The organism is Vibrio mediterranei (assembly GCF_013364395.1).
Lineage (GTDB): Bacteria > Pseudomonadota > Gammaproteobacteria > Enterobacterales > Vibrionaceae > Vibrio > Vibrio mediterranei.
In genome coordinates this window covers 22,039-41,525 of record NZ_JABXGK010000004.1, presented here as the reverse complement: position 1 = coordinate 41,525, position 19,487 = coordinate 22,039, and the positions used below count along the sequence as shown (strand labels likewise).

At 45.7% G+C, this 19,487-nt stretch carries 17 protein-coding genes; 12 read left to right on the top strand and 5 right to left on the bottom strand.

The window, feature by feature from the left end; translation table 11 throughout:
- The first annotated feature begins 24 nt into the window (after positions 1-24).
- The 12 genes from aroB to HOP38_RS14835 all read left to right on the top strand — a co-directional run bounded on the left by aroB (position 25) and on the right by HOP38_RS14835 (position 14,896).
- Positions 25-1,110: a 3-dehydroquinate synthase gene (aroB, locus tag HOP38_RS14890; RefSeq protein WP_198558381.1), complete on the top strand. Its 1,086-nt coding sequence runs from the start codon at positions 25-27 to the stop codon at positions 1,108-1,110.
- 93 nt (positions 1,111-1,203) lie between these two features.
- Positions 1,204-2,655: an SPOR domain-containing protein gene (locus HOP38_RS14885; RefSeq protein ID WP_088876313.1), complete on the top strand. Its 1,452-nt coding sequence runs from the start codon at positions 1,204-1,206 to the stop codon at positions 2,653-2,655.
- Positions 2,656-2,778: 123 nt separating this feature from the next.
- The gene (locus HOP38_RS14880) at positions 2,779-3,603 is read left to right on the top strand and encodes a Dam family site-specific DNA-(adenine-N6)-methyltransferase (protein WP_006074827.1); all 825 of its coding nucleotides are present in this window, start codon (positions 2,779-2,781) and stop codon (positions 3,601-3,603) included.
- Between the two features lie 94 nt (positions 3,604-3,697).
- Complete coding sequence (rpe, locus tag HOP38_RS14875) at positions 3,698-4,375, top strand: ribulose-phosphate 3-epimerase (protein WP_006074826.1); 678 nt, start codon at positions 3,698-3,700, stop codon at positions 4,373-4,375.
- Positions 4,376-4,389: 14 nt separating this feature from the next.
- Complete coding sequence (locus tag HOP38_RS14870) at positions 4,390-5,070, top strand: phosphoglycolate phosphatase (RefSeq protein WP_062463036.1); 681 nt, start codon at positions 4,390-4,392, stop codon at positions 5,068-5,070.
- 150 nt (positions 5,071-5,220) lie between these two features.
- Positions 5,221-6,237 (top strand): tryptophan--tRNA ligase, encoded by a 1,017-nt coding sequence (gene trpS, locus HOP38_RS14865; RefSeq protein ID WP_038230950.1) that lies wholly within the window; start codon positions 5,221-5,223, stop codon positions 6,235-6,237.
- 277 nt (positions 6,238-6,514) lie between these two features.
- Entirely contained in the window at positions 6,515-9,130 is a 2,616-nt protein-coding gene (locus tag HOP38_RS14860; RefSeq protein ID WP_423250095.1) for an ExeM/NucH family extracellular endonuclease, read from the top strand.
- Between the two features lie 126 nt (positions 9,131-9,256).
- Complete coding sequence (locus tag HOP38_RS14855; RefSeq protein ID WP_038230946.1) at positions 9,257-9,838, top strand: aminodeoxychorismate/anthranilate synthase component II; 582 nt, start codon at positions 9,257-9,259, stop codon at positions 9,836-9,838.
- Between the two features lie 389 nt (positions 9,839-10,227).
- A complete protein-coding gene (locus tag HOP38_RS14850) occupies positions 10,228-11,445 on the top strand; it encodes an aspartate aminotransferase family protein (RefSeq protein ID WP_006074821.1) in 1,218 nt (405 codons plus the stop codon).
- Between the two features lie 73 nt (positions 11,446-11,518).
- Complete coding sequence (gene astA, locus HOP38_RS14845; RefSeq protein WP_006074820.1) at positions 11,519-12,538, top strand: arginine N-succinyltransferase; 1,020 nt, start codon at positions 11,519-11,521, stop codon at positions 12,536-12,538.
- 96 nt (positions 12,539-12,634) lie between these two features.
- Positions 12,635-14,092: a succinylglutamate-semialdehyde dehydrogenase gene (astD, locus tag HOP38_RS14840; protein WP_198558379.1), complete on the top strand. Its 1,458-nt coding sequence runs from the start codon at positions 12,635-12,637 to the stop codon at positions 14,090-14,092.
- A gap of 12 nt (positions 14,093-14,104) precedes the next feature.
- On the top strand, positions 14,105-14,896 hold the full coding sequence (locus HOP38_RS14835) for a DUF1338 domain-containing protein (protein WP_198558378.1): 792 nt from the start codon (positions 14,105-14,107) through the stop codon (positions 14,894-14,896).
- Between the two features lie 68 nt (positions 14,897-14,964).
- Here HOP38_RS14835 and crp read toward each other — a convergent pair whose 3' ends face one another.
- From crp to HOP38_RS14810, 5 genes are all read right to left on the bottom strand, one after another.
- The gene (gene crp / locus HOP38_RS14830) at positions 14,965-15,597 is read right to left on the bottom strand and encodes a cAMP-activated global transcriptional regulator CRP (RefSeq protein ID WP_004410522.1); all 633 of its coding nucleotides are present in this window, start codon (positions 15,595-15,597) and stop codon (positions 14,965-14,967) included.
- Positions 15,598-15,840: 243 nt separating this feature from the next.
- Positions 15,841-16,710 (bottom strand): phosphoribulokinase, encoded by an 870-nt coding sequence (locus tag HOP38_RS14825; protein WP_006074816.1) that lies wholly within the window; start codon positions 16,708-16,710, stop codon positions 15,841-15,843.
- Positions 16,711-16,835: 125 nt separating this feature from the next.
- Positions 16,836-17,048 carry a YheU family protein gene (locus HOP38_RS14820; protein ID WP_038230936.1) on the bottom strand — a complete coding sequence of 71 codons (213 nt, stop codon included), beginning with the start codon at positions 17,046-17,048 and terminating at the stop codon, positions 16,836-16,838.
- Positions 17,049-17,086: 38 nt separating this feature from the next.
- Positions 17,087-18,073 carry a hydrolase gene (locus HOP38_RS14815; RefSeq protein WP_198558377.1) on the bottom strand — a complete coding sequence of 329 codons (987 nt, stop codon included), beginning with the start codon at positions 18,071-18,073 and terminating at the stop codon, positions 17,087-17,089.
- Positions 18,070-19,458 carry an aminotransferase-like domain-containing protein gene (locus tag HOP38_RS14810; protein ID WP_198558376.1) on the bottom strand — a complete coding sequence of 463 codons (1,389 nt, stop codon included), beginning with the start codon at positions 19,456-19,458 and terminating at the stop codon, positions 18,070-18,072. Before HOP38_RS14810 ends, HOP38_RS14815 begins: the two co-directional genes overlap by 4 nt.
- Between the last annotated feature and the right edge of the window lie 29 nt (positions 19,459-19,487).

Sequence of the window (19,487 nt, the reverse complement as noted above, 5' to 3'; positions counted from 1 at the left end):
CTTTCTTCAATAGGAGAGCAAACCATGGAACGGATTACGGTCGAACTTGGTGAGCGTAGCTACCCAATTTCAATTGGTGCCGGGTTATTTAATGACTCGGCTCAATTTGCCCAAATTCCAGATGGAAAATCAGTGGTTGTTATCACTAACACCACCGTTTCCCCCCTCTACGCTGATGCTATTCTTAAGCAGCTTGATAACAAAGGTTGCAAAACCTCATTACTCGAACTGCCTGATGGTGAGCAATACAAGACACTAGACACCTTCAATACGGTTATGACACATTTACTGTCAGGTAACTATGGTCGTGATGTAGTAGTTGTTGCCCTTGGTGGTGGTGTGATTGGCGATCTTGTCGGTTTTTCTGCCGCTTGCTATCAACGTGGCGTGGATTTTGTTCAAATCCCAACCACGCTATTATCCCAAGTCGACTCATCTGTGGGCGGCAAAACCGCCGTTAACCACGAGCTTGGCAAAAACATGATTGGTGCTTTCTATCAGCCTCAATCTGTCATCATTGATACCAACTGTCTTAAGACCTTACCAGCGCGTGAATTCGCCGCGGGTGTTGCTGAGGTGATCAAGTATGGCATCATCTATGATGAAGCCTTCTTTGAATGGCTAGAGCAAAACCTCGATAAGCTTTATGCATTGGATCAACAAGCCCTGACTTATGCTATTGCTCGCTGCTGTCAGATTAAAGCTGAGGTTGTGGCTCAAGATGAGAAAGAGTCGGGTATTCGCGCGTTATTGAATCTAGGTCATACATTTGGTCATGCGATTGAAGCAGAACTAGGGTATGGTAAATGGTTACATGGAGAGGCAGTCTCTTCCGGTACAGCTATGGCCGCCCATACCGCGCATTTGCTTGGTGATATAACCGCAGAGCAAGTGACCCGTATTATCACTTTGCTAGAGCGCGCTAAATTGCCTGTACACACTCCGGAATCAATGAGTTTTGAAGACTTTATCAAGCATATGATGCGTGATAAAAAAGTCTTATCGGGTAAGTTACGTCTCGTGCTACCAATGTCTGTTGGTACTGCTCAGGTGGTTTCTGACGTTCCGAGTGACATCATCAAACAAGCTATCGACTTGTGCCGACAGTAGTTCGATATTGTCGATGCTATTGAAGGTAAGTTAGATGTGAGGCTCCGTAATGGGGCCTTTTTTAGGTTTAATGACTAGGTAGATAGGATCAGAATGAGTTTGTCGTATGAGCTGCGAGTATTGGAATTAGATTCGCAGACCCAACTACTAGAGCGTGTGCAGCTACTGACTCAATTTGCGTCGAGTTTTGTCGTTATCAAAGGTGAGTCTGGCGCCGGAAAAACTTGGCTTGCACACCGCTATCTCGAAGCCTGGGCACATGGCAAAAATCAATCACTGATTACCTGTTTCGCGAATCAAGATGATGAAGTGAACCGCAGTAATATTCTTCGTCAACTCTTTCCTCATTCAATGTACAGCGCTACCGACTCACTGCATGACAGCGTTGAGCGTATTCTGGAGGGTGAGGCGAGCAATATTGTTATTGTTGTCGATGATGCTCAGCACATCTCACAAGCCTTACTTGCCGAGCTATGGCTGCTGTATACAGCCTCTTTGCATGTCACTAAACAGAACATAAGTATCGTATTATTCAGTGCTAGCGATTCGCTCAGTTCTCGACTAGCGCGATTGAGTCATGGCCTTGATAGTAAACCGGTAGAGTTGGATGTTGATGAACTGACCGACGCGGAGGCTGAGCGTTTTTTTGATACTCTGGTGCTGCGCTATATTGATGAAAGCGTTGAAAAAAGAGTCAAAAGCGCGTTTACTAGCATTAAACCGCTTCCGGGTGAAATTTTGGCGTTAGGAGAGCAAAAAATGGAAAAGAAGGTGATTATTCGTTCATTGGTTGGTTCACCTGCCAAGATTGCAGCAACAGTGGCAGTTATCGTTTTGCTGCTATTTTTAGGCTACAGCTGGCTACTAAAATCGCCAACGCCGCAGAGCACAGAGCCTAGCGAAGTACCGATTGAGCAAACGGTGATTCCTACCTTAGATGGGCCAGTCGATGCCGCTACTGAAGAACAAGCAGAAGGGGCTAACAAAGAAATGCCGTCCCAGTTAGAGCCCACGGATGATACCGCTTCGCTACCGCCTTCGGTAACATCAGAAACCGCGAGTGTCGGTGTAGCAGAATCTGGAGAGCGCGTAGTAATTACCTCGGACGTTGTAGATGCCTTATTAGATGACAATACTGCTGTCGCAGTAGCAAAAGCGGCTGAGGTTCAAAATGTGGTCACACCAAAAGTGGAAGTAGTTGATGTGGATAGTGCGCAGAAACTGCAGACTCCAATTACGTTTTCCTTCGCGCGTGAAGAACTCAATGCCTTGCCTGCAAATAACTACACGTTGCAAATCGCCGCGATGACTGAGCTAAAAGACGTTCAGTTGTTTTTGAACCAACACACGTTTGACAAACCAGTCCGTGTTTATCCAACGTTGCGTGGAGATGAGAAGTGGTACATCGTGACTTACGATGTGTATCCAAGTATTCAAACGGCACGTGATGCAGCGGAAGCGTTACCGGAAGAAATCCAGTCTCTTGGACCTTGGCCAAAATCTCTTAGCCAAGTACAGCGAGAAATTACTCGTTGGAAAGAGTAACCTTCCAGTGAACACTGAGGGTGATTTTCGCTGACCTTTCTGCTAGAAAGGTCAACATAACAAATTGAATTATGATATATTCCCCAGCCTTAATTTTTGGGGTGGCAGTAGATAGAGCAAGTAATGAAAAAGCAACGCGCCTTTCTTAAGTGGGCTGGTGGAAAATATGGCTTGGTTGAAGACATTCAAAAGCATTTGCCAGACGCAAGAAAGCTGGTAGAGCCTTTCGTTGGTGCTGGGTCTATCTTCCTAAATACTGACTACGATCAGTATTTACTTGCCGATATCAATCCCGATTTAATTAACCTCTATAATCTGTTAAAAACAGATCCCGAGACCTACGTCGCTGAAGCAAAGCGCCTATTCACTGCTGAACACAATCGCAAAGAAGTGTATTTGGATATTCGCGCCCAGTTTAATCAGACTGACGACGTCTTGTTTCGCTCCGTCGCCTTTCTTTATATGAACCGTTTTGGTTTTAACGGCTTGTGCCGTTACAACAAAAAAGGTGGCTTTAACGTGCCCTTCGGCTCTTATAAAAAACCGTATTTCCCAGAAAATGAGCTGATTTTCTTTGCTGAGAAAGCGAAGAAAGCCACGTTTGTTTGCGAGGGATATCACGACACTTTTAAACGAGCGCGCAAAGGCAGCGTTATATATTGCGACCCGCCATACGCACCACTATCGAACACGGCCAACTTTACCTCTTATGCGGGTAATGGTTTTAGTCTTGATGACCAAGCAGCGCTTGCTGACGTGGCTGAGCACGCCGCGTTTGATCGTGGTATTCCGGTGCTGATTTCTAACCACGACACTACTTTGACACGCCGTCTATATCACGGTGCGCAACTGAATGTGGTCAAGGTTAAGCGAACCATCAGCCGTAATGGCGCAGGTCGTAATAAGGTTGACGAATTATTGGCGTTATTTGAGCCGCAAGATCAATAACTGCTTGGTAAGGGCTAGGATTTAATCAACCGCTTCGGTAGAATTGCGCGAACTTGGCGATACTCGCTTGCTTTGAATTCAACTGAGGTTAGGTATGAAAGACTTTTTAATTGCTCCATCCATTCTCTCTGCAGATTTTGCTCGCCTAGGTGAGGACGTTGAAAAAGTACTCGCTGCGGGTGCTGACGTTGTTCATTTTGATGTGATGGACAATCACTATGTTCCTAACCTGACGTTTGGTGCACCAATCTGTAAAGCTCTACGCGACTACGGCATTACCGCTCCAATCGATGTTCACCTAATGGTTAAACCTGTCGATAGTATTGTTCCTGACTTTGCTAAAGCAGGTGCGAGTATGATTACTTTCCACGTTGAAGCGTCTGAGCACGTAGATCGTACACTGCAACTTATCAAAGAACACGGCTGTCAGGCTGGTGTAGTACTCAACCCAGCAACCCCTCTTTCTTGCCTTGATTACATCATGGACAAAGTGGACTTGATTCTACTGATGTCAGTGAACCCAGGCTTTGGTGGTCAATCTTTCATTCCGTCGACGCTAGACAAGTTACGTGAAGTTCGTAAACGCATTGATGCTTCTGGTCGTAACATTCGCTTAGAAATTGATGGTGGCGTGAAAGTCGATAATATTCGAGAAATTGCCGAAGCGGGCGCAGACATGTTTGTTGCCGGTAGCGCTATCTTTAATCGTCCAGACTACAAAGAAGTTATCGACGAGATGCGTGCTGAACTGGCAAAAGTAAACAGCAAATAGATTTGGAAGTAGAAATGAGCGCAATTAAACTCGTTGTTTTTGATTTAGATGGGACGTTACTCGACAGCGTACCTGATTTGGCATTAGCGGCTGATCAGGCGGTTCAAGAGTTAGGTTATCCGAGTGTCACCGAAGAACAAGTTCGTGACTATGTAGGTAACGGTGCCGATATTTTAATTGGTCGCTCATTAAGCCAAAGCATCACTGTTGACCCTGAGCTGTCGCCGGAGTTGCTCGCGAAGGCTCGTACTTTGTTTGATGACTTTTATAAAGCCAGTGGGCATAAGCTAAGTCACTTGTATCCAGCTGTACATCAAACCTTGGATACCTTGGTGGCGAATGGCTTTACTTTAGCTCTGCTCACCAACAAACCATCGAAGTTTGTTCCAGAATTGCTAGAGCAACATAAGCTCGATAAGTACTTTAAGCATGTACTGGGCGGCGATGCGTTCCCGAAACGCAAACCGGATCCAATTGCATTACATTGGTTGATGGAGCAAGAGCAGTTATCTGCCGAACAAGTGTTGATGGTCGGGGATTCTAAAAACGATATCTTGGCGGCGCGTAACGCAGGTTGCCAAGCGTTCGGACTCACTTATGGTTATAACCACGGTGAACCTATTGCCAATGCGAACCCTGACTTTGTTGCTGATATCGTGTCGAACGTGCTTGAAGCCGTAGGAATTGACGGCTAAATCGCGACAAAAAGTGCATTGCTGAGTGAAAAGCCAAGTAAAGTACTAGAAATATACTCGCCAATGAGTACACTGCTAGAACCGCGTAAGGAATTACGCGGTTTTTCATTATCCTAATTATCTCGTTAAGAAGTCGAAGGAATCATTATCATGAGCAAACCCATCGTATTGAGTGGTGTTCAGCCGTCAGGTGAACTAAGTATCGGAAACTACTTGGGTGCTCTACGTCAATGGCAACAGATGCAAGATGATTACGATTGCCAGTACTGCGTTGTTGACCTTCATGCGATTACGGTTCGTCAAGATCCAAAAGCACTGCATGAAGCGACACTAGACGCACTCGCAATCTGCCTTGCAGTTGGTGTTGATCCGAAGAAGAGCACGTTATTTGTACAGTCACACGTACCTGAGCATGCTCAACTTGGTTGGCTTCTTAACTGTTATACCCAAATGGGCGAACTGAATCGTATGACTCAGTTTAAAGACAAATCACAGCGTTACGCTAATGACGTTAACGTTGGTCTTTATGATTATCCAGTGCTAATGGCTGCAGATATTCTGCTTTACGGTGCACACCAAGTACCAGTGGGTAGTGACCAGAAGCAGCACTTAGAGTTAGCGCGTGATATCGCGACTCGTTTCAACAATATCTACAGCCCTGAAGCACCGATTTTCACTATTCCTGAGCCTTATATCCCAACGGTGAACGCTCGTGTTATGAGCTTACAAGATGCGACTAAGAAGATGTCTAAGTCGGATGATAACCGTAAGAACGTGATTACTCTGCTCGAGGAGCCTAAGTCGATCATCAAGAAGATCAATAAAGCGCAAACTGATGCCGAGACACCGCCACGCATTGCCAACGATTGGGAAAACAAAGCGGGCATCTCTAACCTAATGGGCCTTTACTCTGCAGCAACGGGCAAAACGTTTGAAGAAATTGAAGCGCAATATGCTGGTGTGGAGATGTACGGTCCGTTTAAGAAAGATGTAGGTGAAGCGCTGGTTGCTATGCTTGAGCCAATTCAAGCGGAATACCACCGTATTCGTGCCGACCGTGCTTATATGGATGAAGTCATGCGCCAAGGCGCTGAAAAGGCCTCTGCTCGTGCAGCAGTGACACTGGCTGAAGCCTACAAAGCGGTAGGTTTTGTGACTCGCCCATAGCACAAGTTATACTCCAGATATTGAAAAGCCCTTTGGTTCGCTAAAGGGCTTTTTTTTGTGTTATCGCACTGCATTCTCTTACTAACGTTTCCTGTTGAATTTTTGGCACAGGCTAAATTGTTCAAACTTTGAATGAGAGCTGTATCTCAGTTAACTGAATATTCATTGTTCATTTGCACTCTAAATGACAACACTCGTCTCGAAAATAATCATTTTTATATTCAATAAAGTGCAATAAAGGCAAGGGATAACATTGCCAGTTAATTCGAGGTGAATGATGACACGCACAAATAAAAAGCAGTGGTTAGCGTTAGCGATAGCGTCCGCATTAGCCGGAGGTGCCAACGCAGAGATCTTTCTTTCGCAATATGTGGAGGGAAGTGGTTATAACAAGGCAGTTGAGATAGCCAACTCTGGTGACTCAGAAGTTCAGTTGGTGGGTTACCAACTGGCTAAATCGCCAAATGGGAACGGCAGTTGGAGCACACTAGATCTCTCTAGTTATGTCATTCCAGCTAAGTCAGTACTTGTGTTCGCAAACTCTCGCGCAGACGATGCCATTCTGGGTGTCGCAACGCTTTCAACCTCTGATCAAGTATTGAATTTTAATGGTGACGACCCGATTGCACTGATGGATAGTAATGGCCAAATCATCGATATGATTGGCATGATGGGCGACAACTTTGGTGCAGATAAAACCTTAGTGCGTTACACGCCTTATCATCAACCATCGGTGACTTACCAACCAGAACAATGGGCAACACTGAGTAAGAACGATGTTACCGGTTTAGGTCAGTTGGAGGACCTAACACCACCAGCACCTTTCCAATGTCTCGACAACGGTTCTGCACCAACCTTTACTGACATTCAAGCGATTCAGGGTGAAGGTAGCAGTTCTCCTTATATCAATGGCTACCCATACATCACTAGTGAACAGTATTTTGTTCAAGGCGTGGTCTCGGCGGTAAGCACGGGCATTAATCAAGGCTTCTATTTAGAGGCATTGCAGGATGATCATAACCCGTTAACGTCTAATGGTTTGTATGTTTACACTCAAGCAAATCCAAGCCTAGCTGCTGGCGATGTGGTTTGTGTTCGTGGTCAAATCCAAGAGTTCTATGGACAGACTCAGCTTAAGCTCAATGAACAAGATTGGTTTAAGCAAGGAGAACAGGCAGCCCCACAAGCAACAGCAATTGAAGTGCTTGAGTCTGATGAGAACTTTGAGCAGACATTAGAGCGTTACGAAGGCATGCTAGTGCGCCTACCAAAAGCGCTTGATATGCGTATTAGTCGCACCTTTGGTTATGACTATGGCGCACGTCGCAATAATATGGTGTTGGCGCATGAACGCGTGAATCTGCATCCAAATCAGCAGTTTGCCGCAGGTTCTGATGAAGCTAAAGCGCAAAGCGAAGATAACGGCTTACGTCGACTATTTGTTGAGTCACCAACGGCAGCACCAAATGGCAAAGTGCCGTACTACCCAGAATTTGGTCGTACCGATGTGGACCAAGATGGCAGCACGGAAGATTATATTCGTATCAACGATACCTTGTTTGATATTGAAGGGGTCATTGGGTACAGCTACGGTGATTACCGCTTGTTTGTGACGAATACTATTTCTGCTGATAACTTCGTTCGTAATACACCGCGCACTGAAGCTCCTGAGCTTGCTGAGCAGCCATGGAACAAGAAAGACCTACGTGTTGCGACCTTTAACGTTCTTAACTACTTTACCTCGCCATTCGGTGGTGATGAAAACCGCTTCGGCAGCAATCGAGGTGCTAGCAACTTTGCTGAGTTTGAAGTCCAGCAAGAGAAAATACTCAATGCGCTTATCAAGCTTGATGCCGACATTGTTGGTTTGATGGAAATAGAGAACAACGGCTTTGGTGACAATGGAGCCATTGCTCAGTTAGTCAGAGAGCTTAACGCTCGTATAGATAACAAGAAATTGCACTATGACTTCGTTTCGGTAGACAGCAATCAAGATGGTGTCATTGATAAGCTTGATGCAGTGGGTACCGATGCCATTACAACTGGCGTTATTTATCGTCCTAAGCAAGTGAAACTAAAACAAGTTAATGTACTGGAAATGCCTCGTCAGGTTGCGCCTGAAGTGCTGGATGACGATGGCAAAGTAATTGAAGACGGTAAGAACTATCAACGTAATACTCTGGCACCAACCTTTAAGGTGAAAGGGGCGAAGGAGAAGCTGACGGTAGCGGTCAATCACTTCAAATCAAAAGGCTCTAAATGTTGGGAAGATGCAGCTCCTGTTGCTGAAGGTGGTCAAGCTGGCAAAGATACTGATCAGCAAGGGTCATGTGAAAACTTCCGTGTCGCAGCGGCTGTTGCGTTAGGTGATGCGTTGGAAGCGATTAAAGGACATAAAATTGTCTTGGGTGACTTCAATGCGTATGGAAAAGAAGATCCACTGCTAATTCTGACTGACTACAGTCAAGAGAAGTATGGCAAAACCATTCGTGCTGCTCGCAATACCTTTATTGGTGAACAAGAGCAATTTGGTGATGATGGTGCGGTCATTGACCACAGCTATGGTTACGTCAACGTACTGGGAGAGATGCATCCACAAGGTTGGAGTTACTCATACAATGATGAAGTCGGCGCGCTCGACCATATCCTTATTAGTCCAAGCTTATCGAAGCGTGTCGTTGATGCCACTGAGTGGCACATCAATGCGGCGGAGTCGACGCTGTTTGACTATAACGATGAGTACAAAGGTGATTTGCCTAAGTATCAAGACCATTACCGTTCTTCTGACCATGATCCAGCGGTAATTGATCTGAATATGCGTGGTGGTTCGGTTGGCTTAGTGGGTTTATCAGCGATGCTGCTGTTAGGTCTACGTCGACGTAAACAAGGATAATTATCCTCTGCAGCAAGGTGTTTACAGCCTTGCTGCTTTTTTTCTCCCCATTTTTACTTGCCTTTCTGCCATCTTGTTGCAAAATACCGCCTTATTTTTCGCAAACTCAATACCACAGCGAGCGCTATGCTACTCATCATTGATAATTACGACTCCTTTACTTTTAACCTGTTTCAGTATTTTTCTGAACTGGGTGCCGAAGTAAAAGTGGTGCGCAATGATGAAATTGATATTGCTGGTATTGAAGCGTTAAACCCTTCTCATTTAGTTATCTCTCCAGGACCTTGTACACCTAATGAGGCAGGAATCTCCTTAGAGGTGATCAAGCACTTTGCAGGTAAATTGCCACTACTCGGTGTTTGTTTAGGTCATCAGGCGATCGCTCAGGTCTTTGGTGGTAAGGTGATCCGTGCTCGTGAAGTGATGCATGGTAAAACCTCACCCATTCGTCATAACAACAAAAGTGTGTTTGCTGGCCTCAATAACCCATTAACTGTTACCCGTTATCACTCATTAATCGTCGAAAAAGAGTCGCTTCCAGATTGCTTTGAAGTAACGGCTTGGACTGAGTTAGAGAATGGTGATTTCGACGAAATTATGGGTTATCAGCACAAGTCGCTTTGTCTACATGCGGTTCAATTCCACCCAGAATCTATCAAAACCGAACAAGGTCACGAACTTCTTAACAATTTCCTGTCTCAAAAATAGTCGATCTTGATCACTCTTTTCTGTTTTCTTATCCATCATAAGTTTTACTTATTAAATTGAAAGTTTATTCGTCTTTACTGATATCAAAGTGAGCAAAACCTTATTTGCTGACTTTCTTAGTCAATGCAGGAAAAAACGCTTCATTCCCATTCATTTTTGATGCATAAATACTCATGAGGCGGCAGTGAATTTTGTTCTTTGACTACTTAAAAAGTATTTTTCACTATTGCTATGGTTAAATAATTGTAAATACAATGCTGCATCTGTGGAAAAGCGATAGAAAATCTTTTCTTCCTTTATGAGTTCGAGGGATCGCTCTTGGTCCTTAACCAAAAATCGGAAGAGTGAAGCGCCTTTCTCCAACATGCTGTAATGAGAAGGAATGTGTTATGACAACGGAAAAAGCGGTAACTCGCGAGTGGTTTGATGAGGTAATGGTACCTTGCTACAACCCAATGGAAATGATTCCAGTAAAAGGCGAGGGTGCTCGCGTTTGGGACCAGCAGGGGAATGAATATATCGACTTCGCGGGTGGTATTGCCGTGAGTTGTTTAGGCCACTGCCATCCGGCGATGGTAAATGCAGTTACTGAACAAGCTAACAAGATTTGGCATCTGAGTAATGTCATGACCAACGAGCCAGCACTGCGCTTGGCGAAAAAACTGACGGAAGTTAGCTTTGCTGAACGAGTTTTCTTCGCTAACTCAGGTGCGGAAGCCAATGAAGCGGCGCTGAAACTAGCACGCCGCTGGGCGGCAGATGTTCATGGTACTGAAAAGTCAGAAATCATTGCTTTTAACCAAGGTTTCCACGGTCGTACTTTCTTTACGGTCACTGTTGGTGGTCAAGCCGCTTATTCTGACGGTTTTGGTCCTAAGCCGGGCGACGTATCACACATTCCTTATAATGATATTGCTGCGCTTGAAGCTCAGATGTCAGAAAAAACCTGTGCAGTGATGATGGAGCCGCTACAAGGTGAGGGTGGTATTGTTTCTCCTCAGCCAGAGTTTGTTCAAGCAGTTCGTGAGTTATGTGATAAATATAATGCACTGCTTATTTTTGATGAAGTACAAACGGGTAATGGCCGTACTGGTCACTTTTATGCCTACCAAGGTCTAGGTGTAACCCCCGATATTTTGAGCACTGCGAAATCTCTTGGTGGTGGTTTCCCGATTGGCGCTATGCTAACGACTGAGAAACTTGCTGCACACATGAAAGTGGGGACGCACGGTTCTACTTACGGTGGTAACCCGTTAGCGTGTGCGGTAGCAGAAGCGGTTGTGGATGTGGTGTCGAGCCCAGATGTTCTGGCTGGTGTCGCTGAGCGTGAAGCGTGGTTCCGCGATGGTCTACAAAAAATAAACGCAAAATACGGTATTTTCAGCGAAATTCGTGGAAAAGGCCTACTTCTTGGTGCTGCGCTGAATGAAGAGTGGCAAGGTCGTGCTCGTGATGTTCTAGTAGCTGCAGGTCAACAAGGCCTAATGGTCTTGGTTGCGGGTGCAAATGTGGTTCGTTTTACCCCATCATTGGTGATTACCAAACAAGAAGTTGAAGAAGGATTAGCTAAACTAGATAAAGCGATCAGCACCTTAGTGGCGTCGTAAACTTAGTTAGCAATTAAATACTCTCTCGGATGTTTGGATGTGCCGGGAGAGTTTGCGTCAGGAGGGATTATTGATGCTTGTTGTTCGTCCTATCTCTATGTCTGATTACGACGCGCTGCATACTTGCGCGGTAGAATCAGGACACGGTTTTACTTCTCTTCCTGTGAATGAAGAGCTTCTTACTAACCGAATTACCCATTCTGAATACAGTTTTGCCAAGCAAGACGTGACGACGCCGACCGATGAAGGTTATTTGATGGTGGGTGTTGATACAGAAACTGGTGAAGTGGCGGGTACCACAGGTATAGAAGGTGCGATTGGCTGGGATGTCCCTTTCTATTCTTATCACATTAGTACGGTGGTGCATTCGTCACCAAAACTCAACGTCAACAATGTCGTTAAGCTTCTGACCTTTGGGAATAATTACACTGGATGCAGTGAGATTTGTACCTTGTTCTTACGCCCTGAATTCCGTGGCGGATTGAATGGTCGATTGATGTCTAAATGCCGCTTTTTGATGATGGCAGAGCACCCAGAACGTTTTTCTAAAACGATTTTTGCTGAAATGCGTGGTGTGTCCGATGCGGAAGGCAATTCTCCATTTTGGAAGTGGTTACAAGAGCATTTCTTTTCTATCGATTTTACATTGGCAGATTATCTGACCGGAATTGGTAAAAAAGGCTTTATCGCAGATCTAATGCCAAAGCTTCCTATCTATATCAACTTGCTCAGCAAAGAAGCGCAAGAGGTGATTGGGCAGGTGCATGAGAATACGCGTCCGGCTTTGAAGCTGCTTGAAAACGAAGGCTTTACTTGCCGTAACTATGTCGACATTTTCGATGCAGGCCCAACGGTTGAATGTGACCTTCGCAATATTCAAGCGGTTCGTGACTCTTTCCGAGCTCAAGTAGCGATTGCAGAGCATTCGAGCTCTCAAGATTATTTGGTGGCAAATACCTCGTTTGAGAACTTCCGAGCGGTCGCGGCCAAAGCGGCATACGACCCAGAAAGTGGCAAGGTATTGCTCACAACAGAAGCAGCACAAGCACTGAATGTCGCCGAGGGCGATATGGTGCGTATGCTGGCTCAATAACAGTCAAATAATAAGATGGTGGTCGATTACCACCACGGTTTAAGAGAAGCGGAAGTTCTGCTTGCTCTTAGCTCATTCAATTTAAGGAACTTCACTATGACTCAATGGATCGCAGGTAACTGGGTTGCAGGCCAAGGTGACACTTTTCAGTCACTATCCCCATACAACAATCAAACTATTTGGGAAGGTCAGTCAGCCACTACTCAACAGGTTGAAAGCGCTGTCTCTGCTGCTCGTCAGGCATTTGTCGAGTGGAAGAAGCGTCCATTTGAAGAGCGTGAAGCCATCGTTTTGTCTTTCGCAGAGAAAGTGAAAGAACGTAGTGAAGATATTGCCATAGCCATCGCCAAAGAAACGGGTAAACCGTTATGGGAAACGCGCACTGAAGCGGGAGCGATGGCTGGCAAAATTGCGATTTCTATTCGTGCTTATCATCAGCGTACCGGCGAGACCCAACGCGAAGCCGCTGGCAACCAAATCGTCCTCCGTCACAGGCCTCTTGGTGTCATGGCTGTCTTTGGGCCTTATAATTTCCCTGGTCACCTACCTAACGGTCACATTGTGCCTGCGTTACTAGCAGGGAACACAGTGGTCTTTAAACCGTCTGAGCAGACGCCGCTAGTTGGTGAGTTAGCCATGAAACTTTGGGAAGAGGTTGGTCTTCCATCTGGTGTCATTAACCTTGTTCAAGGCGGCAAGGAGACGGGCATTGCGCTTGCTGATTCTAAAGGCATTGATGGCGTACTGTTCACAGGTAGCGCCAATACGGGACACATTCTGCATAGGCAATTCGCGGGGCAACCGGGCAAGATGTTAGCGCTAGAAATGGGCGGCAATAACCCGCTGGTGATCAGTGAAGACTTTGGGGATATTGATGCTGCGGTTTATACCATTTTGCAATCGGCATACATCAGTGCTGGACAACGCTGTACCTGTGCAAGACGCCTTTATGTACCATTTGGGCAAAGAGGTGATCAACTGGTTGAACGCTTAGTTTCTGCAATTGGTAAGATTCGTATCGATGAGCCGTTCGCCGAACCAGCACCATTTATGGGGCCACAAATCTCTGAACAAGCAGCTGATCATATTATTGCGGCGCAAGCTGAGCTCCTGAAACTAGGTGGCAAGAGCTTAGTGGAAGCGAAACGCCTACAAGCCGCTTTCGTTACGCCTGCGTTGATTGATGCAACGAATATCGAGCAGCTACCAGATGAAGAGTACTTTGGTCCCTTGTTACAGCTAGTACGCTATGAAACGCTACCACAAGCAGTAGAACTCGCAAACGATACTCGCTTTGGTTTGTCGGCTGGTTTGATTTCGCAAAGCGATGAAGAGTGGCAGTACTTCGTTGACCATATTCGTGCAGGCATTGTAAACCGTAACCGTCAGCTTACTGGAGCGAGTGGTGATGCGCCATTCGGAGGACCTGGTGCATCAGGTAACCTAAGACCAAGTGCTTTCTATGCGGCCGATTACTGTGCATACCCTATGGCGTCCATGGAAGGAGACAATACCGTGCTTCCTGCAACGCTAAGCCCTGGTATTGAACTCTAAGGAAATTCTGTTATGACTGTAGACGCTCTATTTAACCATTTATGGCAAGACTATATTCGCCGTCTTTGCCCTTCTGCTGATAAAGTCCATGCTCTGCTCAAAGAGGATGAAGCGCTGATTAACGACCACATTGCGCTACGTACTTTTAATGTCGGCCCTCTGGGCATCGATTCGTTGGCAAAGCACTTTATCGCTCTTGGCTACAAAGTCTCTGGTGATTATGTGTTTGAGGCTAAGAAGCTCTCTGCGATTCATTTAGAGCATAGTAATGCTCTATTACCAAAAGTGTTTATTAGTGAGCTTAGAGTCGAACTGTGTTCGCAGCAGCTGCAAGATATTGTCGCTAAACTGGTGGCTCAAGTTGAAGCGGAGAAGTTGGATAGCGCAGACTTCCTTTATGGTGGGCGTCTATGGGACTTGAGTTACGTTGATTTTCAGACGCTAGCCGAAGAGAGCGAGTATGCATCGTGGTTGGCTGCCCACGGTTATGGTGCTAACCACTTTACGGTGAGCGTAAATCAGCTGGATCGTTTTCAGGAAGTCGTAGAAGTAAACCAACATCTTCGTGAGGCCAGTTTTGCTATCAATGAATCTGGGGGCGAAGTGAAAGGTTCTCCTGAGGTGTTACTTGAGCAGTCTTCAACAATGGCGGATAAAGTGCCAGTGATGTTCACCGATGGTGAACAGACTATCCCTGGCGGCTTCTATGAGTTTGCTAAGCGATATCAAATGGCGGACGGCAGTTACTATCAAGGCTTCGTCGCAGCATCTGCGGATAAGATTTTTGAGAGTACGCACCAATAAATAATAAAAAAGCCACCTTGCGGTGGCTTTTTAGCTATTAGCTTTTGTAAAAGTAACGTCGCTAGAAATTAACGAGTACCGTAAACAACAATAGTCTTACCGTGAGCAGAGATTAGGTTCTGCTCTTCTAGCATCTTAAGAATGCGTCCCACTGTCTCACGTGAACAGCCAACGATTTGGCCGATCTCTTGACGAGTGATCTTGATTTGCATGCCATCTGGGTGAGTCATTGCGTCTGGTTGCTTCGCTAGGTTTAGTAGCGTTTGAGCAATGCGGCCTGTTACGTCTAGGAACGCTAAGTCACCTACTTTTTGGCTAGTCACTTGTAGACGACTTGCCATTTGAGCAGATAAGCGCATTAGAATATCAGGGTTAACTTGAATCAGCTGACGGAATTTCTTGAATGAGATTTCCGCAACTTCACAAGGAGATTTTGCACGTACCCATGCCGTACGTTCTTGGTCTTCTTCGAACAAGCCAAGTTCACCAATGAAGTCACCTTGGTTAAGGTAAGACAAGATCATCTCTTTGCCTTCTTCATCTTTGATCAGTACCGCTACAGAACCTTTTACGATGTAGTAAAGAGTTTCCGCTTTCTCGCCCGCATGGATTAGCGTGCTTTTAGAAGGATACTTGTGAATGTGGCAGTGTGAAAGGAACCACTCTAACGTTGGGTCGGTTTGAGGTTTACCTAGAACCATATATCTTACTTCCTCTGCAGGGTATGCTTGCTGCTTTCCATATTTGTTAGCAAGCCCGTTGGTTAAGACTTACTAGCATAAAAGCACTTTGAAGATGGCGCAAGCGATCTTCTGTTTCCTAGAAATAGTATCCTTTTTTGCGCCATTTTTCTTGATTTTAATCGTGTCATCAGACCATTTTTCTATACAAAATTGTGCACATGATCACGGTATAAAAAATCATCTACGGTTAAAGCGTGAAAGCTAACCTATTTTTCCAGTTTCTATGAGCTGTTGAAGTATTGGTCTGACGATTAATTCCATCGCAAAACTCATCTTACCGCCCGGTACCACTATGGTGTCATGTCGCGACATGAATGAGCCATCTATCATTGCCAGTAGATAAGGGAAATCGACATTTTTGATACCACGTAGACGAATCACCACGAAGCTTTCATCTAAGCTTGGAATGCCTTTGGCGTTGAGTGGGTTGGAGGTATCCACCGTAGGGACGCGTTGAAAGTTAATATGAGTGCGTGAGAATTGCGGGGTAATATAACTAAGGTAATCATCCATTGAACGGACAATAGAGTCGGTAACCGCTTCTCTGGAATGCCCTCTATCGCGAGTATCACGAACAAATTTCTGAATCCACTCCAAGTTGACTATCGGCACCATGCCGATAAGTAAGTCGACATGTTGAGCTGCGTTTACCTCTCCGTCGACAACACCACCGTGTAAGCCTTCATAAAACAGTACATCGGAATTTTCAGGCAGATCTTGCCAAGGCGTGAATGTGCCAGGCATTTGATTGTATGGTACAGCTTCATCAAACGTATGCAGGTAACGACGAAACTGACCTGTGCCATTTTGTCCGTAGTTGCGGAAGAATTCTTCTAACGCAGGGAAGTCATTTGCTTGCGGGCCAAAGTAACTGATGTGTTTTCCTTGCTCTTTGGCTTTGCGGATCTCGATATCCATTTCTGGACGAGTAAAGCGGTGAAAGCTGTCACCTTCAATAAAAGCGGGCTTCACGCTCATCATGTTGAACATTTTGCGAAACGCTTCTGACGTTGTTGTTGTACCTGCTCCAGAAGAGCCGGTCACCGCAATAATGGGGTGTTTTGCAGACATAACACTTCCTGTGTAATGATAGTTATAATTTTGTTTTGCTAACCCTATGAACTATTTAGACGTTGTTTGCTCATTTAGGTTCAATAGCGTTTTACTATAGCACTAGATTGTCATGCTCACGTCATTTACATCGAACGACGTAGCTGAATATCGACGGTTTCATGTAATTCGGAGAAGACAATTACAGCCTCTCCGTTCTCTAGTTGAGCTTTGACGTGCGATACCTTATCGTCCAACGACCACTCAGTGTCGCCGTAGTCAGTACCTTCACGCAATACGAATTCTTTGATCAAATTATCCAGCGTTTCTGCTGCGATTTGTTGCCATGGAATAATCATAAATACCTCATCACTCTATGATACGGGAGAGTATACCGTCATGTGGACGAGTGGAGTAGGTGGCGATAGTAGTTTGGCAAGGTTTCTTCTAGCCAAAACTTAGGTTGACGCAGAGTGCCAGACATAAAACCCACATGGCCACCACGTTCGTGTAGGCGATAGTCAATATGAGCAGGGAGGGCGAAGTTTGGAATGACTTCATGGCTCATAAATGGGTCATCCTTTGCGTGGATAAATTGAGTGGGAACAGTAATGTCACACATTCTTTGTAATCCAGAGCATTGATTGTAATAGTCTTCAGCATCCCGAAAACCATGCAGTGGTGCGGTGATTAGGTCATCAAACTCGTACAGTTTGCGCATGTTTTGGATTTTTTCCGCCGTAAGACCTAATACATCACTGAGAAGGTGCAGTTTGTTTAGCGCGTTCTTTTTCATTGAGCTGAGTAGGTATGAGCGATATAGCTTGGAAAAGCCCTGTTCAATTCGTCGAGCACATGCACCAAGGTCCAATGGTGCAGAGACAATCGTCGCACCATCCAGCTTGCTGTCATTCTGGTAGTGAGCAAGATAGTTCGTCAGCATGTTGCCCCCTAACGAAATGCCCACAGCAGCCTTTTTGGCATTTGGGTAACGATGATCCAAAAGCTCGATGAACTGCCTAGCGTCACCAATTTCACCAGAGTGATAGGCACGAGCTAGCCGGTTCGGGTTGGGACCGCAGCCGCGAAAATGCATCATAACAGAAAGCCAGCCTTGCTGAGCAAAAGCGTGCATTAAGCCATTGGCATAAGGGCTATTGAAACAGCCTTCTAGCCCATGAAACAGAACAAAAACAGGTTTGCTTTTCGCGCTTGATGAATGAGGCTCTTCACTCCATGCAAGCTCAACAAAGTCGCCATCTGGCGTGTCCAACGTTTCCCAAGTTGGTTCAAACAAAGGCTTTCTTCTTACGAAGCGAGGAATCAAGGTTTGTATGTGCGGGTTACCAAGTCCTTTGGCGGCAATAAATTTAGCAGTACTCATAAGGTGAATTCATCGACTGTGTTGGATAATAACAGGGCTTTTAATTTGTCTACGCCGATTTGAAGTTGTTCGATCGTTTGTGGCGAGCTTAACGACAAACGCACTGCCGGCGCTACCGAGCCCCCGGGTGGGGCAAACAGTTCACCGGATTTAACGATAATACCCATCTCTTGGGCTTTACTAACGAACTCACTGAGGCGCCAGTTTTCCGGGAGAGTTAACCAAATATGAAACCCACCTGTTTGATAGCCTAGCTCAAAACCATCGAGAGCACGCGTCGCAATATCAATACGCGCTTTCATCTCTCTGTGTATGAGCGTTAAGTTACGTTCTGCGTCGCCAGAGGTTAGCATTTCACAGGTTAGTGCAGTGAGTAGAGGGCTAATCATCCAGCTATGAGTTTGTAGCGTCACCAACAGCTTTTGATACAGTTTTTCTGGTGCATGGACATAACCCACCCTCAACCCGGGAGCGAGGCATTTTGAGAAAGCGCCAATATGAACCACTCGTTCTGGGGCGTAATTCACCATAGGGGCTGGTGGAGATTCGAGTAGCAATCCGTTGATTTCATCTTCAATGATGTAAACATTGTACTGCTCACACACACGAATAATATCGAGTCGACGATCTTCAGGCATGATTGCCGTGGTCGGGTTTTGTAGTGTCGGCGTGAGATAAATAAATCGTGGTGAATAGCGCTGACAACAGACTTCAAGCGATTCTGGAGTGACACCAAACTCATCCATCTCAACCCCTTTTAGGGTCAATTGGTTCTGGCGCGCTAGGCTAATGACGCCTGGATAAGTGTACTTTTCAACCAACACCGTATCACCTGCTCTGGTGAAAGTATCTAAAACCATTTGAATGGCATGTTGAGCCCCCGAGCTAAATAGTAACTTGTGGGCGTGCAGTTTGATGCCTTTGCTGTTTAACCACTTAGTGACAATCGAACGATGTGCATCCAGACCAGAAGGAGGCTGATAGATCATTAGTTGGTTCAAATGAGCCGGAGAGGTGGAGATCCTCTGCATCGCTTGCTTCAGCATGTCACTGCGATCCAGCTGCGGTGGAATGTTATAACCAAAATTGTATTCATTCGGATCGACACTGCTTTCTTCAAACGCCCAGCTGGGTTTATTGGTATCAGCCACGTAAGTGCCGGCACCTACTCGAGCTTCAACTAATCCACGACGCTCGATTTCAGAATAGGCGCGAGTAATGGTGCCAACCGTGACATGCAGCTGATCAGCAAGCCAACGATGGGTCGGCAACTTGCTGTTGCTTGCCAATTCTCCTGACTCAATTTGATGTGCGATCTGATCGGCGATCTGTTTGTAGATCGGTGTTGGATCCTGCTTGTATACCGTAATTGTTTCGATTGTCATGGTGACAATAAACCTTTTGCGTCTGTTTT

What these genes read in the sequence shown, in the direction of transcription:
- aroB (WP_198558381.1), top strand. Translation starts at nt 25, where the DNA reads ATGGAACGGATTACGGTCGAACTTGGTGAGCGTAGCTACCCAATTTCA.
- HOP38_RS14885 (WP_088876313.1), top strand. Translation starts at nt 1,204, where the DNA reads ATGAGTTTGTCGTATGAGCTGCGAGTATTGGAATTAGATTCGCAGACC.
- HOP38_RS14880 (WP_006074827.1), top strand. Translation starts at nt 2,779, where the DNA reads ATGAAAAAGCAACGCGCCTTTCTTAAGTGGGCTGGTGGAAAATATGGC.
- rpe (WP_006074826.1), top strand. Translation starts at nt 3,698, where the DNA reads ATGAAAGACTTTTTAATTGCTCCATCCATTCTCTCTGCAGATTTTGCT.
- HOP38_RS14870 (WP_062463036.1), top strand. Translation starts at nt 4,390, where the DNA reads ATGAGCGCAATTAAACTCGTTGTTTTTGATTTAGATGGGACGTTACTC.
- trpS (WP_038230950.1), top strand. Translation starts at nt 5,221, where the DNA reads ATGAGCAAACCCATCGTATTGAGTGGTGTTCAGCCGTCAGGTGAACTA.
- HOP38_RS14860 (WP_423250095.1), top strand. Translation starts at nt 6,515, where the DNA reads ATGACACGCACAAATAAAAAGCAGTGGTTAGCGTTAGCGATAGCGTCC.
- HOP38_RS14855 (WP_038230946.1), top strand. Translation starts at nt 9,257, where the DNA reads ATGCTACTCATCATTGATAATTACGACTCCTTTACTTTTAACCTGTTT.
- HOP38_RS14850 (WP_006074821.1), top strand. Translation starts at nt 10,228, where the DNA reads ATGACAACGGAAAAAGCGGTAACTCGCGAGTGGTTTGATGAGGTAATG.
- astA (WP_006074820.1), top strand. Translation starts at nt 11,519, where the DNA reads ATGCTTGTTGTTCGTCCTATCTCTATGTCTGATTACGACGCGCTGCAT.
- astD (WP_198558379.1), top strand. Translation starts at nt 12,635, where the DNA reads ATGACTCAATGGATCGCAGGTAACTGGGTTGCAGGCCAAGGTGACACT.
- HOP38_RS14835 (WP_198558378.1), top strand. Translation starts at nt 14,105, where the DNA reads ATGACTGTAGACGCTCTATTTAACCATTTATGGCAAGACTATATTCGC.
- crp (WP_004410522.1), bottom strand. Translation starts at nt 15,597, where the DNA reads ATGGTTCTAGGTAAACCTCAAACCGACCCAACGTTAGAGTGGTTCCTT.
- HOP38_RS14825 (WP_006074816.1), bottom strand. Translation starts at nt 16,710, where the DNA reads ATGTCTGCAAAACACCCCATTATTGCGGTGACCGGCTCTTCTGGAGCA.
- HOP38_RS14820 (WP_038230936.1), bottom strand. Translation starts at nt 17,048, where the DNA reads ATGATTATTCCATGGCAACAAATCGCAGCAGAAACGCTGGATAATTTG.
- HOP38_RS14815 (WP_198558377.1), bottom strand. Translation starts at nt 18,073, where the DNA reads ATGAGTACTGCTAAATTTATTGCCGCCAAAGGACTTGGTAACCCGCAC.
- HOP38_RS14810 (WP_198558376.1), bottom strand. Translation starts at nt 19,458, where the DNA reads ATGACAATCGAAACAATTACGGTATACAAGCAGGATCCAACACCGATC.